20 protein-coding genes are annotated in these 20,618 nt (G+C 64.1%); 7 read left to right on the top strand and 13 right to left on the bottom strand.

Annotated elements, in window-relative coordinates; translation table 11 throughout:
- Positions 1 to 6 precede the first annotated feature (6 nt).
- Positions 7 to 738, bottom strand: coding sequence for a cytochrome c biogenesis CcdA family protein (locus tag XH88_RS20715; protein ID WP_271670093.1), 732 nt, complete (start codon positions 736 to 738; stop codon positions 7 to 9).
- A 208-nt stretch (positions 739 to 946) separates the two neighbouring features.
- A complete protein-coding gene (locus tag XH88_RS20710; RefSeq protein WP_271670092.1) occupies positions 947 to 1,294 on the bottom strand; it encodes a hypothetical protein in 348 nt (115 codons plus the stop codon).
- Between the two features lie 389 nt (positions 1,295 to 1,683).
- Between XH88_RS20710 and XH88_RS20705 the strand changes: the two genes are divergently transcribed.
- The 4 genes from XH88_RS20705 (at position 1,684) to XH88_RS20690 (ending at position 5,798) form a co-directional block, all read left to right on the top strand.
- The gene (locus tag XH88_RS20705; RefSeq protein WP_271670091.1) at positions 1,684 to 2,733 is read left to right on the top strand and encodes a LysR family transcriptional regulator; all 1,050 of its coding nucleotides are present in this window, start codon (positions 1,684 to 1,686) and stop codon (positions 2,731 to 2,733) included.
- A 29-nt stretch (positions 2,734 to 2,762) separates the two neighbouring features.
- Positions 2,763 to 3,134 carry a helix-turn-helix domain-containing protein gene (locus XH88_RS20700; RefSeq protein ID WP_164938811.1) on the top strand — a complete coding sequence of 124 codons (372 nt, stop codon included), beginning with the start codon at positions 2,763 to 2,765 and terminating at the stop codon, positions 3,132 to 3,134.
- Between the two features lie 380 nt (positions 3,135 to 3,514).
- A complete protein-coding gene (locus XH88_RS20695) occupies positions 3,515 to 4,873 on the top strand; it encodes a L,D-transpeptidase family protein (protein WP_271670090.1) in 1,359 nt (452 codons plus the stop codon).
- 109 nt (positions 4,874 to 4,982) lie between these two features.
- The gene (locus XH88_RS20690) at positions 4,983 to 5,798 is read left to right on the top strand and encodes an enoyl-CoA hydratase (RefSeq protein ID WP_271670089.1); all 816 of its coding nucleotides are present in this window, start codon (positions 4,983 to 4,985) and stop codon (positions 5,796 to 5,798) included.
- Positions 5,799 to 5,826: 28 nt separating this feature from the next.
- Here the strand turns inward: XH88_RS20690 and XH88_RS20685 are convergent, their stop codons facing one another.
- Positions 5,827 to 6,774, bottom strand: coding sequence for a LysR family transcriptional regulator (locus tag XH88_RS20685; RefSeq protein ID WP_271670088.1), 948 nt, complete (start codon positions 6,772 to 6,774; stop codon positions 5,827 to 5,829).
- Positions 6,775 to 6,800: 26 nt separating this feature from the next.
- On the opposite strand from XH88_RS20685, the gene XH88_RS20680 reads away from it, so the two are divergent.
- Both XH88_RS20680 and XH88_RS20675 read left to right on the top strand, forming a co-directional pair.
- Positions 6,801 to 7,118, top strand: a complete 318-nt coding sequence (locus XH88_RS20680; protein ID WP_271670087.1) for an antibiotic biosynthesis monooxygenase family protein — start codon at positions 6,801 to 6,803, stop codon at positions 7,116 to 7,118.
- 251 nt (positions 7,119 to 7,369) lie between these two features.
- Positions 7,370 to 7,645: a hypothetical protein gene (locus XH88_RS20675; protein WP_271670086.1), complete on the top strand. Its 276-nt coding sequence runs from the start codon at positions 7,370 to 7,372 to the stop codon at positions 7,643 to 7,645.
- Between the two features lie 36 nt (positions 7,646 to 7,681).
- On the opposite strand, the gene XH88_RS20670 is transcribed toward XH88_RS20675, so the two are convergent.
- The 8 genes from XH88_RS20670 to XH88_RS20635 all read right to left on the bottom strand — a co-directional run bounded on the left by XH88_RS20670 (position 7,682) and on the right by XH88_RS20635 (position 16,686).
- The gene (locus tag XH88_RS20670) at positions 7,682 to 8,761 is read right to left on the bottom strand and encodes an isocitrate/isopropylmalate dehydrogenase family protein (RefSeq protein ID WP_271670085.1); all 1,080 of its coding nucleotides are present in this window, start codon (positions 8,759 to 8,761) and stop codon (positions 7,682 to 7,684) included.
- A gap of 125 nt (positions 8,762 to 8,886) precedes the next feature.
- Complete coding sequence (locus XH88_RS20665; protein ID WP_271670084.1) at positions 8,887 to 9,954, bottom strand: alcohol dehydrogenase; 1,068 nt, start codon at positions 9,952 to 9,954, stop codon at positions 8,887 to 8,889.
- Between the two features lie 83 nt (positions 9,955 to 10,037).
- The gene (locus XH88_RS20660) at positions 10,038 to 11,009 is read right to left on the bottom strand and encodes an ABC transporter ATP-binding protein (protein WP_271670083.1); all 972 of its coding nucleotides are present in this window, start codon (positions 11,007 to 11,009) and stop codon (positions 10,038 to 10,040) included.
- Complete coding sequence (locus XH88_RS20655) at positions 11,006 to 11,998, bottom strand: ABC transporter ATP-binding protein (protein WP_271670082.1); 993 nt, start codon at positions 11,996 to 11,998, stop codon at positions 11,006 to 11,008. The genes XH88_RS20660 and XH88_RS20655 overlap by 4 nt, the downstream gene beginning before the upstream one ends.
- Complete coding sequence (locus tag XH88_RS20650; RefSeq protein ID WP_271670081.1) at positions 11,995 to 12,867, bottom strand: ABC transporter permease; 873 nt, start codon at positions 12,865 to 12,867, stop codon at positions 11,995 to 11,997. The genes XH88_RS20655 and XH88_RS20650 overlap by 4 nt, the downstream gene beginning before the upstream one ends.
- The gene (locus tag XH88_RS20645) at positions 12,854 to 13,804 is read right to left on the bottom strand and encodes an ABC transporter permease (RefSeq protein WP_271670080.1); all 951 of its coding nucleotides are present in this window, start codon (positions 13,802 to 13,804) and stop codon (positions 12,854 to 12,856) included. Before XH88_RS20645 ends, XH88_RS20650 begins: the two co-directional genes overlap by 14 nt.
- Positions 13,805 to 13,811: 7 nt before the next feature.
- Positions 13,812 to 15,356: an ABC transporter substrate-binding protein gene (locus XH88_RS20640; RefSeq protein WP_271670079.1), complete on the bottom strand. Its 1,545-nt coding sequence runs from the start codon at positions 15,354 to 15,356 to the stop codon at positions 13,812 to 13,814.
- 133 nt (positions 15,357 to 15,489) lie between these two features.
- Entirely contained in the window at positions 15,490 to 16,686 is a 1,197-nt protein-coding gene (locus XH88_RS20635; RefSeq protein WP_271670078.1) for a CaiB/BaiF CoA transferase family protein, read from the bottom strand.
- A gap of 182 nt (positions 16,687 to 16,868) precedes the next feature.
- On the opposite strand from XH88_RS20635, the gene glgA reads away from it, so the two are divergent.
- The gene (gene glgA, locus XH88_RS20630; RefSeq protein WP_271670077.1) at positions 16,869 to 18,284 is read left to right on the top strand and encodes a glycogen synthase GlgA; all 1,416 of its coding nucleotides are present in this window, start codon (positions 16,869 to 16,871) and stop codon (positions 18,282 to 18,284) included.
- A gap of 117 nt (positions 18,285 to 18,401) precedes the next feature.
- Here glgA and XH88_RS20625 read toward each other — a convergent pair whose 3' ends face one another.
- Both XH88_RS20625 and XH88_RS20620 read right to left on the bottom strand, forming a co-directional pair.
- On the bottom strand, positions 18,402 to 19,352 hold the full coding sequence (locus tag XH88_RS20625; protein ID WP_271670401.1) for an oxygenase MpaB family protein: 951 nt from the start codon (positions 19,350 to 19,352) through the stop codon (positions 18,402 to 18,404).
- Between the two features lie 82 nt (positions 19,353 to 19,434).
- The gene (locus XH88_RS20620) at positions 19,435 to 20,577 is read right to left on the bottom strand and encodes a patatin-like phospholipase family protein (protein WP_271670076.1); all 1,143 of its coding nucleotides are present in this window, start codon (positions 20,575 to 20,577) and stop codon (positions 19,435 to 19,437) included.
- Positions 20,578 to 20,618 lie beyond the last annotated feature (41 nt).

Raw genomic sequence — 20,618 nt, 5'->3', positions numbered from 1 at the left:
GCCGCCCTATCCGATCGTCTGCAGCGACGGAAACGTCTCCAGCAGCCAGATGCTCACATTGGAGACTGCGCCGGTGAGGAAGCCGATGCCGGTGATCACCATCAACACGCCCATGGCGCGCTCGACGTTGACGAGATGGCCCTTCATCCGCGCGAACAGTTTTGTGAACTGCTCGATCATCAGCGCTGCGATCAGGAAGGGAATGCCGAGGCCGGCGGAATAGACCGCGAGCAGGCCGGCGCCCTTCGTCACCGTGGCTTCAGCCGCGGCGATCGAGAGGATCGCGGCCAGGATCGGACCGATGCAAGGGGTCCAGCCAAAAGCAAAGGCGAGCCCCATGATGTAGGCTCCCCAGAGCCCGACAGGCTTCGGAATCGGAAGCCGGCCTTCCCGCATCAACAGGCCGATGCGCGTCAGCCCGAGGAAGTGCAGCCCCATCACGATGATGACGATGCCGGCAAGGATCGATAGTTCCGCCGACCAGGCGCGGATCAGCCCGCCGATCAGCGAGGCGCTGGCGCCGAGCGCCACGAACACCGTGGAGAAGCCAAACACGAACAGCAACGCCGAGATCATGATCGCACGCTTCGAGGCCGACGCCGGTTCGTCGCTCTCGACATGCTCGATCGTCGCACCGGTGAGATAGATCAGATAAGGCGGGACCAGCGGCAGGACGCAAGGAGAGAGGAAGCTGACGAGGCCGGCAATCAGCGCCGCCGTAATCGAAACATTTTGCATGATGCAGTCGAAGCCATCCCAGGCCCTCGGGCGGGGCGCGGGGAACGCGCTCGGGGCCGGAGCCGAACCGGCTCAGGTGTAGCCGATGCCGCGGAATGCGCAACAGAAGCGCGATCAAACCAGGGCTCCTCCCGATGCCAACTGCAATCACAGATGCGGCACCGGGACGCACACAAATCTCGCCAAAAAGCGAGATCCGGCGGCGCGGCTACTTCACCACGCGGAGCAGCGGACGCCGGGGCTGGTCCTGCGTCTGCTTGGAGGGGGACAGCGGTTCGCTGGCAGCGCTCCGCAGCATTTCGTCGCACAGCGCCTTGAGATCGGCACTGTCAATTCCTTTGAGCTTCATCCTGACATCGAGGATGACGATCGAAAGGAGCTCAGCCGACTCGCGGCTGTTGCTCTCGTTGAGAACCTTGCGGCACTCCTCGAGCGTCTCGAGCACCGACTGCAACTGTTCGTCTGAATGCGACACCGGCGTTCTTTCCGTTAATTCGGCCTGCGAGACGTGCTTGAAACGATCCCCTCGGCCCCCAAAGAGCACCAACGATAACACGAGGAGTCCGCACGCCCGAAGTCGATTTCAGTGTGTTTCTGCGTCGAAACCGCGGTTCCAGCCGGCATCACTGCGCGCAGCAAGCCGGAACGATCAGAGGTGAAACGCTTGAGCCGGAGGCCTCGATCCGTCCCATCGGGGTGCATGACATCTCGCATGCCCGCCTCCGGTCCAACTGGACCCGGCAATCCCGCAGCCATTCTAAGGCTCGCAACGGAACGCACGCCTACCCCTCTTCCGGGCAGAAATTAGCCCGATTCCTCGCTCAGGCACACCTTAATACCACTTCGGGCGCAGTAAGTATGGCGTTCAAAACTCACCGCTCCCCAACCCGTCGTGGTTGTGGTTTGCGCTAGATTCTGCCAGTTTAGCGGCCCGAAGGGACTTGTATGCATTCCTTAGCGGAAAGGGGCGTTCCACGAGAGGAACGCCTAAACACAAATATCAGCGGCCTCTCGGATTGGGATGCCGCCCGCATATTCCTGGAAGTCGTTCGATGCGGAAGTTTCCGCTCGGCGGCCGAACGACTGTCGCTGTCGATCAACGCCGTCCGCCGCCGGATCGACGATTTCGAGCGCCAGACCGGCACCACCCTGTTCACCCGCGACGTTCACGGCACCCATCTCACGGATGAAGGCGCGCTGGTGGTCTCGGCCGTCGAGCGCATGGAGGCGGCCGCCTTCGATGTAGTGCGCGCCAGCGATTCGACCGCCAACTCTCTCACGGGCGAGGTCCGCGTCGCGGTCACCGAAGGATTGGGCACGTTCTGGCTCGCCCCGCGGCTGGTCGAATTCCAGCAGACCTATCCCAAAGTCCTGGTCGATCTGCACTGCGCGATGCGTTCGGCCGACGTCTCCCGCCATGAGGCCGACGTCGCCATCCATCTGTCGCGTCCCTCGGCACTCGATGTCAAGCTGGTGCGGCTCGGCCGCATGCACCTGATGTTCTGGGCTTCCAGGAGTTACATCGAGAAATATGGCGCGCCGCGCTCGGCAGCGGAATTGATCAAGCACCGCCTGGTGCTGCAATTCGCCGATCAGATCGCCGCCAAGGAAACCTTTGAGAGCTTCTTCCCGGGCGTTCCGGAGCGTGACCTTCTGGTCATGAAGACCAACGTCTCGAGCGCCAACTACTGGGCGGTCGCGAATGGCGCCGGCATCGGCGTCTTCCCAAGCTATGCCATTGCGCTTGGCGGGAAGTTGATTCCACTGGAGGTCGAGTTGAACCGACCGTTGGATATCTGGTTGTCCTACCATCCCGGTAGCGGCCGGATTCCCCGCGTGCGGCACATGATTGACTGGCTGATCGAAGCTTTCAGTCCGGCTCGCTTCCCGTGGTTTAAGGAAGAGTTCGTGCATCCGCATGAATTCAAGGACTCGTATATGGGCGAACCCCTGACCCAGCTCTTCGGGGGATTTTCAACCGAAGAACAAAGGTGAAAACAGAGATGAAAGCAGCGGCGAAAAGGATGAAGCAGCGCAGTGCCGGCAAGCCGGACATTGAGCTTGGCAAGCGGATCCGTCTGCGGCGCGTCGAGATGAAGATCTCGCAGGCCGAGCTGGGCGAAAAGCTCGGCGTCAGCTTCCAGCAGGTCCAGAAATACGAGAAGGGCGTCAATCGCGTCGGCGCGGCTCGGCTTCAGCAGATCGCCTCCGCCCTCGATGTGCCCGTGACCTTCTTCTACGACGGCGACAACAAGGCCCGCGAAGTCGAAAGCCTCCTGTTCCTGGACTCGGCTTTCAGCCTCCGCCTGCTGCGCGCCTACAGCAAGATCAAGGATCAGACGGTGCAGCGTCAGCTCGTCTCGCTGATGGAATCGATCGCGGCGAACGAGGACTGAGCCGGTCGACGGTCCGGCCTTTCAGGCCGACGTTCAATCCGCCGCGTCGCGGGGGCGCGGCCGGATTGAGCGAGACCTGACGAATCCGGCTTGGGCCCGCGCGCCATCCGCGCGCGGTCTCGGCTTTTCGGGGCGGCCTGGCCGCCCCTTTTCTTTGCCTTCACTGATTTCGCGAACCCATCCCGACCTTGCTGCGACCCAATCGAGTGCTCCGATGCAGGGATGCACCGGGTTCGATGTGCCTCGCTTAATGGGACCGCAACCCCGATGCCCTAGCGTCCCACCGGTTTCAGCGAATCGGCGCATGCCGCGTGGGCGGCCGAGACGTGCCGATACGAGCGCCCGTTGCGGGCCTCGTCCTGATGGGGAAGACCAGACAAATGTCGAAACGCCATGCCGTGATCATCGCCACGGCCCTCCTCGCCAGCGCTTCCGCGCTTGCGCAGACCGAGACCACTGGCCAGGCCGGTCCCAGGACCAATACCTCGCCCGCCGCGCCATCCGGCACGGTGCCCACAGCCGCCAACACGGCTCACGCCGCCGCCCCCAAAGCCGCAGCAACACCGGCGTCGACCGCCGAGAGCCGCTCCGCCGCGGCGCTCGCGCTGACGCATGAGCCGACCTATGACGAAGGCACTGCACAGCGGATCAAGGATGCGGCGCTGAGCTATTCTGATCTTGCGGTGCGCGGCGGATGGCCGATGATCCCCGCGGAAGCCAAATTCGCGCTCGGCGTCCAGGGCTCCCATGACGACCTCCTCCGCAAACGGCTGATCCTCTCGGGCGATCTCGCTGCGGCTAGAGCGAGCGGCGGCTTCGACCAGGATCTCGCTGACGGCGTGAAGCGCTTCCAGGCCCGCCACGGTCTTGCGCCCACGGGCATGATCACGCCGCGCACGCTCGCAGCCATGAACGTCCCGGTGCAAAAGCGTATTCGCCAGCTGGAAGCATCGCTCGAGCGGCTCGAGAACATCAATTTCAGCTTCGGCCAGCGTTATGTCGTCGTCAACATCCCCGCCGCCTACGCCGAGGCGATCGAGAACGACGTCGTGGTGCGGCGCTATCGCGTCATCGTCGGCAAGACCGAAAAGCCCTCGCCGACGCTGACGGCCCAGATCACCGGTGTCGTGCTCAATCCGACCTGGACGGTCCCCTCTTCGATCGCCAAGACCGAGATCTCTGCGCATATGCGCAAGGACCCGACCTATCTGTCGCGCATGCACATGGAGGTGCTCGATGCCCACGACAATCCGATCGATCCGCATTCGGTCGATTGGTCGGGCACGCACGCGCCGAACTTCACCGTGCGCCAGCAGAACGGCTCCTTCAACGCGCTCGGCGCGGTCAAGATCGACATGCCGAACTCCTATTCGGTCTACATGCACGACACCAACCAGCGCAGTCTGTTCAGCGACGACTACCGTTTCGATTCCCACGGCTGCTCGCGCGTCGACAATGTGCGCGATCTCGCAGCCTGGCTGCTCAAGGACCAGCCGAAGTGGACGCGCGCCGCAATCGACGCGGAGATCTCCACCGGGCAACATCAGGAGGTCGCCATGGCCAGGAAGGTGCCGGTGGCCTGGGTCTATCTCACGGCGTGGATGACCAAGGACCAGACCATCCAGTTCCGCAACGACGTCTATAACCAGGACGAGCAGTTGCTGGAGGCGACCGCCGAAGAAGCCGCGTTCTTCAGCAATGCCGGCAACCATCCGCTGACCGCGCATATGGCGCAGTAGGCATGCAATCGCGGCACGGGCGGTTGCGGGATCACCCGCCCTGCCGTGGTTGACCCGGGCCTTCGCCCGGTCCCACATTGCGCTTCGCCAAACGACAAGCGAGCGCGCGATGCCTGATCTGTCCCAAGACACTCCCTACGCCGACGGCAAGATCCTCAAGCAGGTCACCGATGGCGTCGGCGTCATCACCTTCAACAATCCCGGCAAGCGCAACGCGATGTCGCTGGAGATGTGGGAGGGGTTCGGCGAGGCGCTGACGGCTTTGCGCGACGACGAGGCGGTGCGCGTCGTGATCCTGCGCGGCGCCGGCGGCAAGGCGTTCGTCTCAGGCGCCGACATCAGCCAGTTCGAGAAGGTCAGGCACAACGCCGCGGCATCCGAAGAGTACGCCAGGCGCAGCGCCGCCCAGCGCGCGCTGCTTGCCGAATACCCGAAGCCGACTATCGCCTGCATCGAGGGCTTCTGCCTCGGCGGCGGGATGCAGGTCGCGATGCTTGCCGACGTCAGGATCGCCGCGCATGGCAGCCAGTTCGGCATTCCCGCGGCAAAGCTCGGCATCGCCTATGGCTATGACGGCTTGAAGCATCTGGTGTCGCTGGTCGGCCCGTCCTGGGCGCGGCTGTTGATGTACACGGGCATGCGCATCGACGCAGCGGAAGCGCTGCGCATCGGTCTCGTCGAGCGCCTGTTTCCGATCGATCAACTCTGGGGAGAGACGATGGCGATCGCGCAGACCATCTCCGAAAACGCGCCGCTCGCGATCAAGGCCGCCAAGATCACCATCGCGCAAGTGTTGAAGGACGAAAGCGCACGCGACATGAACGCGATCAAGGCGATCGGCACGGCCTGCATGGACAGCGCCGATTTTCGCGAGGGTCGGCAGGCCTTCATGGAGAAGCGCAAGCCGCAGTTTAGGGGGATGTGACGCCTCAGACAGCTCCTGCCGGCCGCACTTACTTTGGATTTGCGAACCGAGGGCTGTGCAAGATCTCCCTCAAGGCCTGAACGTTCGCGGAGCTAGCACCTTTGCGCCAGATGAGCGCGGTCCATGCCCGGTTCTCTGTTCGCCCCAGCGGGTGGACGCTCAAAAGCCTTCTGTCTGGAAAAGTGGTCAGAACGCTCTTTGGGATCAGGGCTACGCCCATGCCCGCGACGACGCAGCCAAGCATGGCGTGATATGACGCCAGCTCGATCATCCGTTCTGGCATTTCGTTTCGCTTTGCGTACCAGTCTTCAAGCCGCTTGCGATGCGGGCAGCCGTGCTCGAAAACGATGATGGTGCGTGGCAGGTTGCTGCCCCTCTTGCCGATCGGCGGGTGATTGGCGGCCGCGATGATCACCAGCTCTTCCTCGAAGGCAGGCGCCCTTTCGAATGGATCGTCGGCGATCGGTTCGGCGACGAACGCGGCATCGAGATCGCCGGCGAGAATGGCGCTCGCGAGCACCTGCGGATTGCCAGTGCGAAGCTCAAGAACGACTCCTGGATGACGCCGGTGGTATTGGTCAAGCAGTCCCGGCAGCCTGACAGCTGCCGTGCTTTCCATCGCACCGAGGCGGAACGTACCGCGAGGCTTTGCATCTTTCAGAGCATCGCGTGTTTCATCTGCGAGCGCGAGCAAGCGACTGGCGTAGCCAAGTAGTACGTGTCCCTGGGGCGCTAGATGAAGGCGTTTCCCCTCGCGAATGAAAAGGGACACTCCGAGATCCTCCTCCAGCTGCCGGATGCGTGTTGTGACGTTGGACTGAACGCGGTGCAGCCGCTCCGCTGCCCGGGTCACACCGCCCTCGCGAACCACGGCGAGGAATATTCGCAGATCAGCTAGATCCATACATCTCTCTGGGTGATCAACTAAATCATAATTATTCATTATACGGAATGATAGGCGATCGGTAAAGATCATGGCAGTCTCACACAGGAGCCCTCCCGATGATCGTCACCGTATTTCGCACGCGAATGAACCCCGGCGTGCAGGATGAATATGGACCGATGGCAAAACGCATGAGCGAACTGGCGCGGACGATACCCGGCTACATCTCGCACAAGGGCTTCGTCGCCGACGATGGAGAGCGCGTGACGATCGTCGAGTTCGAGACCGAGGAAGCGCTTCACCAATGGCGAATTGATCCAGAGCACGCCAAGGCAAAGCGGCGTGGGGTCGAGGCTTTCTTCAGCGCGTTCACATTCCAGATTTGCAGCGTCATTCGGGAGCGACGATGGTCTGCAAAGGCAACCCTTGGCGTTTGACCTGGCGGTCGACCCGGTGGTGCCTGTTTCCGCTATTGCGGCGAGCCCTTGCGAACGAAGCACTCCAGCGCCCTTCCGCGGAAGGACGCTGGGTTGCTTCGCTGCGCTCGCAACAATGACGAACGGCACATTTGGAACTCGCCGGTAGTCTGAACCTTCATTCAGGAAGATTAAATTCCTCGCGCGGTTTGCCGCGGTAGCAACCACTTGATCCCTCGCAAGTTCTCCCGCCACCAACGAGGGAGATTGCGATGAAACTCAAATTTGCTGTTCTTGGTCTGGCTGCCCTGGGCGGTGCCGCGCTGGCGTCGGGACAAGCGCTTGCGGCAATGCCGAACGGCATCCCGCAGGCGGACCAGATTGCAAGCGGTCCGGCCGCGCATGTCGATCAGGTGCGCTGGGTCTGTAACCCCTGGGGCCGCTGCTGGTGGCGTCCGAACTTCTACGACGCCTACGGCTATTATGGCCCGCGCCCGTTCTACGGACGTCCCTGGGGCTGGCGCCATCGCTACTGGCACCGCTGGTGAACGAGGGGCCGCAAGCCCCTTTGCAATGGCGTCTAACTACAATGCCTCAAGCACCGCCTTCGCGATGTCGGCGGTGCCATTGCTGCCGCCAAACTCCATCGGCTTGAGGCCGCCGGCATAGACCTGGTCCACCGCGCGTTCGATCTGTGCGCCCGCTTCCGTCGCGCTCTCGATGCCATGCTTGTCGGCGAGCCAGTCGAGCATCATCGCCGCCGACAGGATCATGCCGGTCGGATTGGCCTTGCCCTGCCCCATGATGTCAGGCGCGGTGCCGTGGCACGGCTGGAACACCGCGTACTTGTCGCCGATGTCAGCCGAAGGCGCCATGCCGAGGCCGCCGATCAGGCTCGCGGTGATGTCGGAGACGATGTCGCCGAACATGTTCTCCATCACCATCACATCGAAATCCCAGGGACGCTTGACCAGCATCGCCGAGCAGGCATCGACATAGAGCCGATCGGTCTTCACGTCAGGATGCTTCTTCGCGATCTCGTCGAAGATACCGCGGAAGAACGCAAAGGCCTTGAACACGTTCGCCTTGTCGACGCAGGCGAGCGACCCCGGCTTGCCGCGCGCCTTGCGACGCTCGGCAAGGCGAAACGAGAACTCGAACAACCGCTCGGAGGTCTTGCGCGTTATCACCATGGTCTCGCGCGCGTCTTCTTGCGTGACGACGCCCTTGCCCATCGAGGCGAACAGGCCTTCGGTAGACTCGCGGATCACGACGAGATCGATGCCGCGCTGGTCGGCGCCGACGATCGGGCTCGGCACGCCAGGAATGAGGCGCGCCGGCCGCACACCGGCATAGAGATCGAAGATGAAGCGCAGCTCGATCTGCGGCGCGATCTCGGTGTTATCAGGGTAGCGCACCGACGGCAGGCCGCAGGCCCCGAGCAGGATCGCGTCCGCCTCCTCGCAGAGCTTGATCGTCGAATCCGGCATCGATTTGCCGGTCGCAAGATAGTTGTTGGCGCCGGCGGGCGCCTCGGTGAAGCGGAAGCTCAGGCCCGACTTGTCGCCGACCTTGCGCAGCACTTCGAGCGCCGGCGCCATGACTTCGGGACCGATGCCGTCGCCGGCGAGCACGGCAATGTGGAAGGCGTTGTTTGCGGACATTTGAGAGCCTCGAGGGGAAGAGCCAGCCAAGCCGTCATTGCGAGCGAAGCGAAGCGATCCAGAGTGTATCCGCAGATGCAGTTCTGGATTGCTTCGCTCGCAACGACGGAGGAGAGAGCGTTGGACTACGGCGTCAGCACCGTGCGCCCGACCACCGCGCCCTGCTGCAATTGCAGCAGAGCCTCGTTCGCCTTGTCGAGCGGCAGCCGCGTCACCGGGATCGGGGGCACCTTCTTCGCACGCACGAGATCGAGCAATTCCTGCGTCTCGCGCAAGTTTCCAACATAGCTGCCCTGGATCGTGATCGCCTTGATCGGGATCAGCGGCAGCGCCCAGGTCGCGCCGCCGCCGAACAGGCCGACAATGACGAGCTTGCCGCCCTTGGTGAGACAATCGAAGCCGAGCTGCGTCGTCGCGGCATTGCCGACGAGATCAATCACGGCGCGGATCGGGCCGCCCGCTTTCTTCGCCAATTGCTCTAGCGCGTCCGGCGCCTTCGGATCGACGGTGGCGAGTGCACCGGCCTTCTCGGCGGCTTCGCGCTTCCTGGCGTCGATGTCGACCATGATCGCGCCCTTGCCGCCCATCGCTTTCAGGAGCGACAGCGCCATCAGCCCAAGACCGCCTGCGCCGAACATCACGATCGGGGTGTCGAAGTGCTGCTCGACCTTCTTCAGCGCGCTGTAGGTGGTGACGCCCGAACAGGCGTAAGGCGCCGTCGTGGCGGGATCGAGCCCCCTCAGGTTGAGCAAGTAGCGCGGATGCGGCACCAGCATGTGATCGGAGTAGCCGCCGTCGCAATAGACGCCGAGCGAGCGCGGCGTCAGACACATGTTCTCGTCACCGGCGAGGCACGTCGCGCATTTGCCGCAACCGATCCAGGGATAAACGAGGCCGACGTCCCCGAGCTTGAGGTCGCCCTGATCGGTCGGCTTCACATCGGGGCCGAACGCAAGAACCTCGCCCACCGTCTCGTGACCCATGGTCAGCGGCAGATTGATGCCGCGATCCTTCAGCGACAGGGGCTTGCGGCCATGGCCAAGATCGTAGCCGCCTTCCCAGATATGGAGGTCGCTGTGGCAGACGCCGGCGGCCTTCACCTTGATCAGCACCTGCGTGCCTGAGGGTTGCGGCGTCGCCTCGTCGAACTCCAGTAACGGCGCCTTGAAATCGGCAACCTTGAAACTCTTCATCGACGTCCTCCCGGCATCCGTCTTATTGCCGCGCACCATGCCACGGGCAATCGGGCGAGACAAATCTGTCCAGCCGTCTTAGTTCAGGCCAGCGGATGATGGCAAGCCGCGAACTGGCCGATCGCGACTTCGCGCAACTCCGGTATTTCCGCGCTGCATCGCTGGTCCGCCTGCGGACAGCGGGTGCGGAAGCGGCAGCCGGACGGCGGCGCAATCGGCGATGGCGGCTCGCCGGCTGCCACACTCTCGGCGGGACGCACATCCGGATCGGGCACCGGGATCGCTTGCAACAGCAGTGCCGTATAGGGATGCGCAGGCCTGGCGAACAATTGCTCCGATGGCCCGACCTCGCAGAGCCTGCCCAGATACATCACCGCGACGCGGTCGCTGACCGCCTTCACGACCGCGAGGTCATGCGCGATGAACAGAAGTGTCAGGCCGAACCGCGCCTTCATCTCCTCCAGCAGATTGAGGATCTGCGCGCGGATGGAGACATCGAGCGCGGAGACCGGCTCGTCGCAGACGATGAATTCGGGATTGAGTACCAGCGATCGCGCAATCGAGATGCGCTGGCACTGACCGCCGGAAAATTCGTGCGGCAGGCGGTTCGCCACGAGCTCAGGGTCGAGCCCGACCGCGGCGAGCACTTCGCGAACCCTGCGCTTGCGCTCGGCGTCATCCTTGACGCCGGCGATGATCAGCGGTTCGGCGACGATATCGCCGATGCGCCGGCGCGGATTGAGCGAGGCGATCGGATCCTGGAAGATGAGCTGCACACGGCGGCGCATCTTGCGCAGCGCCTCACCCTCCATCGCGGTGAGGTCCTCGCCATCGAACAGCACGCGGCCAGACTTGGCGCGGCGCAATTGCAGCACCGCGCGTCCCAGCGTCGACTTGCCGCAGCCTGATTCGCCGACCAGTCCCAGCGTCTCGCCGCGCGCGACCTGAAGGCTGACACCGGAGACGGCATGAACGGTCTTGTCGCCGAGCCCATATTCGACGACGAGATTGTCGACCCTCAGAAGCGGCTCATGGCGCGCAGCCGGCTGCATCATGCGCCGATCCCTTCCGCCATCTTGATCGGGTGGAAGCAGGCATAGAGATGATCCGCCATCTCGGCGCTGGTCAGCTCGGGCTTGGCCTCGCGACAGCGGCTGGTGGCGTAACGGCAGCGCGGCGCGAACGAGCAGCCCTTCAGTGGCCGGGTCGGATCGGGCGGACGGCCGGAAATAGCCGGCAATGGCGTATGCGGAGCGGTCTCCAGCTTCGGGATCGCCGCCAGCAGCGCCTCCGTGTAAGGCATATGCATGCGCTTGAAGAGCATGGGCGTCGGCGCGCGCTCCACCACCCTGCCCGCATACATCACCGCGACCTCGTCGGCCCGGCCGGCGACGACGCCGAGATCATGGGTGATGATGATCATCGCCATGTGGCGGCGGCGTTGCTCGCGCGCAAGCAGATCGAGGATCTGCGCCTGGATGGTGACGTCGAGCGCGGTGGTCGGCTCGTCCGCAATCAGGAGTTTGGGCTCGCAGGACAGCGCGATCGCAATGGCGATGCGCTGACGCATACCGCCGGAGCATTGATGCGGATATTGCGCGAGCCGCTGCTCGGGCGCGGGAATGCCGACCGCCGCGAGCAGCTCGATGCTGCGCTTCCGCGCCGCTGGCGTGTCGAGTTCGAGATGCTCCTGGAGCGTCTCCATCAGCTGGGTGCCGATGGTGAGCACCGGATTGAGCGAAGTCATCGGGTCCTGAAACACCACCGCGAGATCGCGCGCGCGCAGGCGCCGCAGGCTTTCGGGCGCGAGCTGAACCAGATCCTGACCATCGAACATCACGCGTCCCGAGAGCTTCGCCTTCTTTGGCAGCAACTGAAGGATCGCGCGCGACAGCATGGTCTTGCCGCAGCCGGATTCGCCGACGATGCCGAGCGTACGGCCCGCCTGCAGCGACAGATCGACATCGTCCACGGCACGCAAGATGCCGCGCGGGGTCGGCAGCTCGACCGCAACGTCGGTGATGGTCAGGAGTGGCGGAGTCAAAGCGCCCCCTGACGCGGATCTGTCAATGCCCGCATGGTGTCGCCGACGAGATTGAACGCCAGCACGGTCAGGAACAATCCGGCCGCCGGCAGGAAGGCGAGCCGCGGCGCGACGTCGAGGCTATCGCGCCCCTCGCCGATCATGCTGCCCCAGCTCGCCATCGGCGGCGGCACGCCGAGGCCGAGGAACGACAGGGCCCCCTCGACCACGATGGTGACGGCGACGCCGAGCAGGAAGAAGGCAAGCAGCGGCAGGATGACGTTCGGCAGCAGCTCGCGCAGCAGGATGCGCGCATGGCTGGCACCCAGCGCCTCGGCTGCGATCACGAATTCGCGTCGCGCCAGTGACAACGTCGCCGCGCGCGCCACCCGCATGAAGGCGGGAATGCCGAGCACGCCGAGGATGACGGTGAGATTGGGAATGGACTGGCCGAGATAGGCGGTGACGGCGAGCGCGAAGATCAACGGCGGAAACGCCAGCAGCACGTCCATGCTGCCGACCACCAGCGTCTCGAATCTCCCGCGGAAATAGCCGGCCAGCAGGCCGAGCGCGCCGCCGACGCCGAGCCCGATCAGGGGTGCGATCAGGCCGACCGTCAGCGAGACACGCGCGCCAAAGATCAGTCGGGCGAATTCGTCGCGGCCGAGGCCGTCGGTGCCGAGCCAGTGCTCGCTGGAAAAGGCGGCGCGGCGCTCCAGCATGTCCATGTCGACGGGATTCTGCAGCGGCAGCACCGGCGCGAGAATCGCAAGTGCCAGGACGATGGCGAGCCAGAGGCTCGCGATCCAGAACAACAGCCCGAGCTTGCGCTTGTGCCTTACCGGCGCGGCCGCCACCTCGTCCTGCATCGAAAGCTCAAGCGTGGCCATGGCGAATCCTTGGATCGAGCACGGCGTAGAGCATGTCGACGATGAAGTTCACGATCACGAAGCCGCAGGCGACCAGCAGCACAACCCCCTGGAGGATAACGAGGTCGCGGGTGTAGATCGCCCCGACCAGCAGCCGGCCGATGCCTGGCAGCGCGAAGATCGATTCCACGATCAGCGTGCCGCCGAGCAGACGTCCGATATTGATACCCGTCACCGTCACCAGCGTCAGTGACGAGGGCTTGAGCGCGTGCACAAACAGGATGCGCGATGGCTTCAGGCCCTTGGCCTTGGCCAGCGCGATATAGTCTTCCTGCAGGGTCGCGATCATGTCGGAGCGCAGCACCCGCATGATGCCGGGCCACTCCGCCAGCGCCAGCGTCAGCGCCGGCAGGACGAAGAAGCGCAAATTGGCGAGCGGCTCTTCGGTGAATGGCACGTAGCCCGTCGCCGGCAGCCAGTGCAGCTCGACCGCGAACAGATAGATCAAGAGGATCGCCAACAGGAAGGACGGCATCGACAGCATCGCAAAGGCGCTGCCGGTCATGAAGCGGTCGAAGGCGCCGCCGGCGCGGGCGGCGCAGGCGATCGCGAGCGGCACGCCGATCAGGAGCCCGATGAACTCGGCCATCAGCATCAGTTCGAGCGAGACCGGAATGCGCTCGCCGACCGCCTGCAACACGGTCTGCCCGGTGCGGAACGAGCGGCCGAGATCGCCCTGCAGGACGTGCCCGAGCCAGCTCAGATAACGCCACCACAGCGGCTGGTCGAGCCCCATGTCATGGCGGAGCGCCGCGACATTCTCCGGCGTCGCCTGATCGCCGAGGATGACCATGGCAAGATCGCCCGGCAGCAGCGAGGCGATCAGGAACGTGAGCAGCGAGACGGCAAGCAGAACCGGCAGGATGGCCAGCAACCGCCGCGCGACGAAGTTCAGCATCGCGCGGTCATTCCAGCCAGGTGTTCGAGACGTCGATCACGCTGTTGTAGATCTTTGGAAAGCCTTTTAGCTTCGTGCTCGACAGCGCGTAATAGGTGTTCTGGAAGGTCCAGAACCAGATCGCCTCCTTGTTGATCAGGCGGCTGACCGCGCAATAATCCTCAGTGCGCTGGCCGACATCGGCAGTGACGCGCGCATGGTCGAGCAGCCGATCGAGTTCCGGATCGGAGAAGCCAGCGAGTGCGAGCGGGCTGCCGGTGTGGAAGTTCGCGTACATCTGCGGATCGGGGTCCGCGAGATCGACAATGCGCCACGGCGTCAGCTGGAATTGCCGCGTGAAGGCGCGCGAGGGAATGGTCGCCTGATCGACCTGCTCGATCTCCATGCTGGCGCCGACGCGCTTCCAGAATTGCTGCAGCACCTGGCCGATCATGCGGCCGCGAGGCGTCGCGGTCACAAGCATCTTGAACTCCACGGGCTTGCCATAGTCCTTGATCAGCGCCTTGGCTTTCTCGACATCGTAAGGCAGCGCGCCGTCGTCCTTGCACTTAACCCAGGAGCCATCGCCATAAGGATTGCTCGCGGGCCGGCTCAGGCCATTGCTGATCGCCTGCGACATTTTGGGCCGGTCGATCGCCATCACCAGCGCCTGGCGCACGCGGACGTCGTCGAACGGCGCCACCTTGGTATTGAATGCATAGACCTGCGCGCCCGAGCCCTTGTAGGTGTGCACGGTCAGCTTGGGGTCCTTCTGCGCCTTCATGATGTTGTCGGCGTCGTTCTCGTCGTCCCAGATGATATCGGCCTCGCCGGATTGCAGCGAGGCGAAGCGCGACTGCGCATCGGGCAGCGGCTTCAGGATGATGCGGTCGAGATAGGGGCGGCCTTTGTCCCAGTAATTTGGGTTCTTCTCCAACACCATGCGGTCGCCGGCAGTCCATGATTTCAGGATATAGGGACCGGTGCCCACGGGGTTGCGGTTATAGTCGTCGCCCTTGGTCTTCCAGGCCGTGGGCGAATGCACCGTGTTGTTCGAACTCTGGATGCTGATGACAGCAGGCAGGTTCACCGAAGGATCGGTGAGATGATAGACGACGGTGTATTCGTCCGGCGCCAGCACCTCCTTGACGTTGGTGATGTAGAAGGCGCAGCGGCACTTGTTGGCGGGATCCTTCTGCCGATCGAAGTTCTCCTTGAAAGCCTGTGCGTTGAACGGCGTGCCGTCGTGGAATTTCACGCCCTTGCGCAGCTTGAAGGTCCAGGTCTTGTAGTCGTCGGAATGCGTCCAGGATTCCGCGAGCTTCGGCGCCGCCTCGCCCTTGTCGTCGAGCGTCACCAGCGTGTCGAAGATTGCGGCCGCGGCGGTGAAGGTCGAGGTGTCGTAAACTCCGACCTTGAGTGGATCGAAGCCGGGAATGTCCAGCTCCTGGCCGACGGTGATGCTGCCTCCGGCCTTCTGTGCCGCCGCCGGCTCAGCGAGCGGCACGATCGCAAATGCCGCAACAAGGAAAATCGGCGCGTGCTTGCGCGCCGCAGCAGCAATCTTCGTCATGGTTCCTCCCAGGATCCCTCGTCCGATGTTTCGGATCGTTGAATGACTCGGAGGCGAGATTGGCGACAAATGCTCGCGACGGCAAGAGGAACGCGCGAGCGATCAGTTGCCGCATGCGGCGGCGCAATGTTGCTCAGCGCGTCGCTGCTGTTTTGCCTGTCGGAATTGGCGCATCGCCGGAAAGGCCGATCTCGTCGCGCAGCACATCCGAATGCTCGCCAAGCAGGGCGATCGTCCTGGCCGGCGTGGTGTCGGCGCCGGACATCCGGAACGGCAGGTTGAGAACCTGAAACGAGCCGCCTTCGTCCTGCACCGATGACAACGCCTTTCGGTGCGCGAGCTGCGGGTCGGCCAGCGCTTCGGACACGGTGCGATAGGCCGAGGCCGGCACGCCGGCCTCGCCGAGCGCGGCGAGACACACGTCGGTCGTGAGCCGCCGCGACCAGGCTTCGACGCCGTCCATCACCTCCGCCCAGTTCTCGCGGCGCGCGGCGTAGGTTGAGAAGCGCGGATCCGAGATCCATTCGGGGCGGCCGATCACGCCCGTCAAGGCCCGGAACGTCTTCTCGCTCGCGACCGTGATCATGACATAGCCGTTTGCGGTCTCGGTCGGCCCGAACATCGGGCGCGGCGGCGGCTTCACTGCGAATTGCGCGCTCTGCAATTCGGTCAGGGTCAGCGACAGCATCGATTCCAGCATGGAGACGTCGATGTGCTGGCCAAGGCCGGTCATGCTGCGCTGATAGAGTGCGGAGGCGATCGCGCCGAAGCCGTAGGTGCCGGTGACGACGTCTGCGTGATAGATGCCGCAATAGTCGGGCCTGCTGCGGCCGGGCTGATAGGCGAGATGCGCCATGTCATAGCCGGAGGCGGCATGGATCACCGGCGCGTAGGCCGGCAGCTCCGCTGAGGGACCGCTCTGGCCGTAGCCGGAGATCGAGCAGTAGATCAGCCTCGGATTGACGATGCGCAGCCTTTCGTAATCCAGCCGCAGCCGGTGCATGACGCCGGGGCGAAAGTTCTCGACGAGGACGTCCGCGGTAGCGGCCAGCCGGCGGACCGCCTCCCTGCCGTCCTCGGATTTGAGGTCGAGCACCATGCTCTTCTTGCCGACATTGAGCTGGCCAAAGGCGGTACTGCACCCATTGCGCAGCGGTGGCCGGGTGCGCATCGTCTCGCCGCCGTCGGTCTCGATCTTGATGACCTCGGCGCCCATGTCGGCCAGCATCCGCGCACAATGGGGACCGGCGATGGTGGTTGAAAAATCCAGCACCCTGAGGCCCGCAAAGGCCTTTGTCGTCGTCCGCTCATGCTTATCTGCTAGTTGCATCCCCGAAGCCCCTTGGAACCTTCAATGTTCTCTCTTGTTGATGCGGCGACCCTAGAGGGTGGCGGCTGAGTAGGGAAGTGTTTACCGAACGGACGCGCCGCGTGGGCAGGCATTGAGATTTCCTGGGCAACTGGACCCGTTCTTGCATAGCAGCAAACGGGATCGGAAGAGGGCAGCTGTTCTTGAGGGTCTTGTTCGTCACGACAGAGATGGACGACTTTGTCCGCGTCGGTGGACTCGGTGCCGTTTCTGCTGCCCTCCCCCGAGCGCTCCGCCCCTTCGCCGATATCCGGATCATGCTGCCTGGCTATCGCGACATCATCGAACAACTCACGCATATTCAGATCGTTGGCCGCTGCCCGGCATTTGCGGAGATGCCGGCCTGCTCGCTGGGCCGGGCCGCGACCAAGGATGGAATGCCGGTTTATGTCCTGTTGTGCTCACAGCTCTACGACCGGCCCGGCAACCCCTATGGCGACGAGTCCGGGCGCGACTGGCCTGATAACGACATCCGCTTCGCGCGCTTTGCTTCGGCGGCCGCTGAGCTGGCCATGGGCATGCTGGACAAGAATTGGGCAGCAGACCTGATCCATGCCAACGACTGGCAAGCCTCGCTCGTGCCGGCCTATCTCGCCTGGCGTGGTGCCAGGCTGCCGTCGATCCTGACCATTCACAACCTCGCCTATCAGGGGCTCTTCCCGAAGGAGTCGCTGCGGCGGATCGGTGCCCCCGAAAGCTCCTTCCATATCGACGGCGTCGAGTTCTACGACCAGCTCTCCTTCCTCAAGGCCGGGCTGGTCTACGCCTCGCATCTCACCACGGTCAGCGGTACCTATGCGCGCGAGATCACGACCGAGGAATTCGGCTGCGGCCTCGAAGGCCTGCTGCGCATCCGCTCCGATGCCGCGGAGCTGACCGGCATCCTCAACGGCATCGACGAGAGCTGGGACCCGCGCTATTGCGCCCAGCTCGCACAACAATTCGGTGCCGGCGACTGGGTCGGCAAGAAAGCCAATGCCGATTACGTGCGCAAGCAGTTCGGTCTCGCAGTCTCGCGCGGGCCGATGTTCGGCATCGTCGCCCGCCTCGTGCACCAGAAGGGCATCGACCTCGTGCTCGCGGCTGCCGACGAGATCGTCGATGCCGGCGGGCAGATCGTCGTCACCGGCTCGGGCGAGCCCGCGCTCGAGCAGGCACTGGTCGATGCCCATCGCCGCCGCCCCGACGCCATCGGCGTCGCGATCGGCTTCAATGACGCCCAGGCGCGGCGCATCTTTGCCGGCAGTGATTTCACGCTGATGCCCTCGCGGTTCGAGCCGTGCGGGCTGAGCCAGATGTACGCCCAACGGTTCGGATCGCTGCCGATCGGCCACCAGACCGGCGGCCTCGCCGAGACCATCAGCGACGGCGAGACGGGCTTCCTGTTCTCAAGACCGTCGCGAGAATCTTTTCTCGGCGGCGTTCGGCGCGCCTTCGAGGCGTTCATGGCCCACGACCAGCTCGACACCATGCGCCGCAGCGCCATGGGCCGGTCGTTCTCCTGGAGCATCTCGGCGGGCAGTTACAACAAGCTGTACCGGAAGCTGTCGGCGGCGTGAGATAGGCCCGGGCGCTTCCACGTACTCCGTCATTGCGAGTTGCAATCCAGACTGTCTCGGCGGAGGGATTCCGATGTAGGAACGGCGTGCACCACTCCATCACCGTCGCGGAGAACTTCACCCCTTCCCGCGCACGTCCATTTGCGGCCGGCCGATCCAGGCGCGATTGAGGCAGCGGGTCATCCAGTCCGGCTGCGACTCGCCGCGCAAGCGGGCGAGTGCTTCCTGGTAGGGACCGACATAGCGCAGCCGGTCGGGCAATTTCGGATAGATGCGCTTGATCCACCGCAGCGCGTTGTCGGCAGATCTCTTATCGCGCGCGTCGAACTCAAACCCGAAACCCGCGCGCAAACGCTCCGGCAGCAGGCTTGCCGTGAGCGCGCGATACCATCGCGGCGGCCGCAGCCACGGACGAGCGCCACCAAAAATCTGCGCCGCGACCTCGCGCGCGGCCGGGCTGACGGTCAGCGTCTCCGACCGCACCATCGCGGCCGTATAGGCCGCAAAGCCGGACCAGTCGGCCGGCAGATCGTCCGCCGTCAATCCGAACAGCGCGCCGAACGTCCTGCTCTCGATCCAGTAGCGCTCGCGCTCCTCCAACGAGAACGGCGGCAGGACCAGATCGTGCGCCATCAACGCGGTCTCGACCAGCGTGGCATGAACCCAGCGCAGCGAGGGGATGTCGTTGGCAGAGTAGCGCGAGCCCGCCGCGAACGGACCGACGGTCTGCGGCATCTCGCCGACGATCATGCTGTGGCGCCGGTGCAGCTGCCGCGATGACAAGAGCGCCCGGTCGAGTGAGCCAAACACCATGGCAAAAACGATGTCGAAGGTGCGATGGAAGCGCCCGATCGGATCGGCAAGGGTCTTGGAATGTTCGGCGATCGCGGCGGCGACCCAGGGATGCGCAAGTTGCAGCAGCAGCGCCCGGCCGGCACCGAGAAAGATGACGGCCTCCCGGTCGATCCCCCAGGTTACCGTGTCAGGACCGAACACGCCGGCGACCGGTCCCGCTGCGCGAGCGCGGACCTGATCGAGAGCCAATTCCAGATCGTGGCCGGATACCACTTGCAGGGACCTCATCGACTGCGGATTGCTACAATCCGCAAGGCCTGTGGCAATTCGATGAAGCGAACGACGGGCTGCCCCGCTATTCCGCGGCCATCGGCATCTCGTCCAAATGCTCGTGCAGCACCACGCCCGACAGCGGATCGAATTCACCGACCCACGGCGCGCGCGCCAGCACCGAACGGGTATGGGCATAGCCCGCATCCCAGCGCTGCATGATGCCGGACGGGCTGAAGTCGATGTCCTTGGTGTGGCTCTCGCGGTCGAGCTGAGGGGCAAGTAGCCGCACCACATGCATCCGGGTCGGACAGCCGTAGCTGGTCAATTCCCTCACCGCGGGATCGGCGCGCTCGCTTTCGGACAGACGCCCGGCGAGCTGATTGATGACATGGCGGAGACGATGAGCCTGCTGCTGGCGGACGATCTGGCTGGCGATGCGGCTGGAGTACTGCACGTCCTTGTGACGGTTCAGTACCTCCGCCATCGTGGTTGGCTCGGCGCCGACGGGATTCCACAGATGCACCGCGAAGATTAGCGAATTCTTGCGCGGGTTGTCGTCGAAAACCGCCTCGGTCGGCGTGTTCGACAGAATCCCGCCGTCCCAATAGAGCTCGCCATCGATGCGCACGGCCGGAAACGCCGGCGGTAGCGCGCCCGAGGCCATGATGTGCTTCACCGTCAGCTCGCCGTCGCGGCTGTCGAAATAGCGCATCTGGCTGCTACGGACATGAGCCGCGCCGACCGTCAGCCGCGGCGCGCAGCGATTGACCAGGCTGAAATCGACGAGCTCGCGCAACGTCTTCTCCAGCGGTGCGGTCGAATAGAAGCCGGCATGATCGGCTCCCAGAGGAAAGGAATCGCCCGCATGCGCCAGCGGATTGGGACGGAAGAAGCCGGGAATGCCGTTGGTGACCGTTGACCAATAGGCCAGCTTGTCGTTGAAGCCGGGAAACGCGCCACGCAGATTCCAGACCGGGTTCTGCTCCATCCGCTTCCAGAACTCCTTCAGCTGCGCCAGCCGCTGTCCGGGCTCATTGCCTGCAATGAGGCTCGCGTTGATCGCACCAATGGAGGTGCCGATGATCCAATCCGGCTCGATGCCGGCCTCATGCAGGGCCTGGTACACCCCGGCTTGGTAGGAACCGAGCGCGCCGCCGCCCTGGAGTACCAGCACGACCTGGCCCGGCAAGCCCTTGCCCTGTGTGTTGTCCTGTGTGCCGTTCATGGTTCGCTCCTGATGAGCCTGCATCGGTCGAATATTCGTTG

This window comes from Bradyrhizobium sp. CCBAU 51627 (assembly GCF_028128765.1).
Taxonomy (GTDB): domain Bacteria; phylum Pseudomonadota; class Alphaproteobacteria; order Rhizobiales; family Xanthobacteraceae; genus Bradyrhizobium.
This window is presented reverse-complemented; position numbering and strand designations above follow the sequence as displayed.

Excerpts from the sequence above, each read along its gene's own strand:
- XH88_RS20715 (WP_271670093.1), bottom strand. The coding sequence starts at position 738 with ATGCAAAATGTTTCGATTACGGCGGCGCTGATTGCCGGCCTCGTCAGC.
- XH88_RS20705 (WP_271670091.1), top strand. The coding sequence starts at position 1,684 with ATGCATTCCTTAGCGGAAAGGGGCGTTCCACGAGAGGAACGCCTAAAC.
- XH88_RS20700 (WP_164938811.1), top strand. The coding sequence starts at position 2,763 with ATGAAGCAGCGCAGTGCCGGCAAGCCGGACATTGAGCTTGGCAAGCGG.
- XH88_RS20695 (WP_271670090.1), top strand. The coding sequence starts at position 3,515 with ATGTCGAAACGCCATGCCGTGATCATCGCCACGGCCCTCCTCGCCAGC.
- XH88_RS20690 (WP_271670089.1), top strand. The coding sequence starts at position 4,983 with ATGCCTGATCTGTCCCAAGACACTCCCTACGCCGACGGCAAGATCCTC.
- XH88_RS20685 (WP_271670088.1), bottom strand. The coding sequence starts at position 6,774 with ATGATCTTTACCGATCGCCTATCATTCCGTATAATGAATAATTATGAT.
- XH88_RS20680 (WP_271670087.1), top strand. The coding sequence starts at position 6,801 with ATGATCGTCACCGTATTTCGCACGCGAATGAACCCCGGCGTGCAGGAT.
- XH88_RS20675 (WP_271670086.1), top strand. The coding sequence starts at position 7,370 with ATGAAACTCAAATTTGCTGTTCTTGGTCTGGCTGCCCTGGGCGGTGCC.
- XH88_RS20670 (WP_271670085.1), bottom strand. The coding sequence starts at position 8,761 with ATGTCCGCAAACAACGCCTTCCACATTGCCGTGCTCGCCGGCGACGGC.
- XH88_RS20665 (WP_271670084.1), bottom strand. The coding sequence starts at position 9,954 with ATGAAGAGTTTCAAGGTTGCCGATTTCAAGGCGCCGTTACTGGAGTTC.
- XH88_RS20660 (WP_271670083.1), bottom strand. The coding sequence starts at position 11,009 with ATGATGCAGCCGGCTGCGCGCCATGAGCCGCTTCTGAGGGTCGACAAT.
- XH88_RS20650 (WP_271670081.1), bottom strand. The coding sequence starts at position 12,867 with ATGGCCACGCTTGAGCTTTCGATGCAGGACGAGGTGGCGGCCGCGCCG.
- XH88_RS20645 (WP_271670080.1), bottom strand. The coding sequence starts at position 13,804 with ATGCTGAACTTCGTCGCGCGGCGGTTGCTGGCCATCCTGCCGGTTCTG.
- XH88_RS20640 (WP_271670079.1), bottom strand. The coding sequence starts at position 15,356 with ATGACGAAGATTGCTGCTGCGGCGCGCAAGCACGCGCCGATTTTCCTT.
- XH88_RS20635 (WP_271670078.1), bottom strand. The coding sequence starts at position 16,686 with ATGCAACTAGCAGATAAGCATGAGCGGACGACGACAAAGGCCTTTGCG.
- XH88_RS20620 (WP_271670076.1), bottom strand. The coding sequence starts at position 20,577 with ATGAACGGCACACAGGACAACACACAGGGCAAGGGCTTGCCGGGCCAG.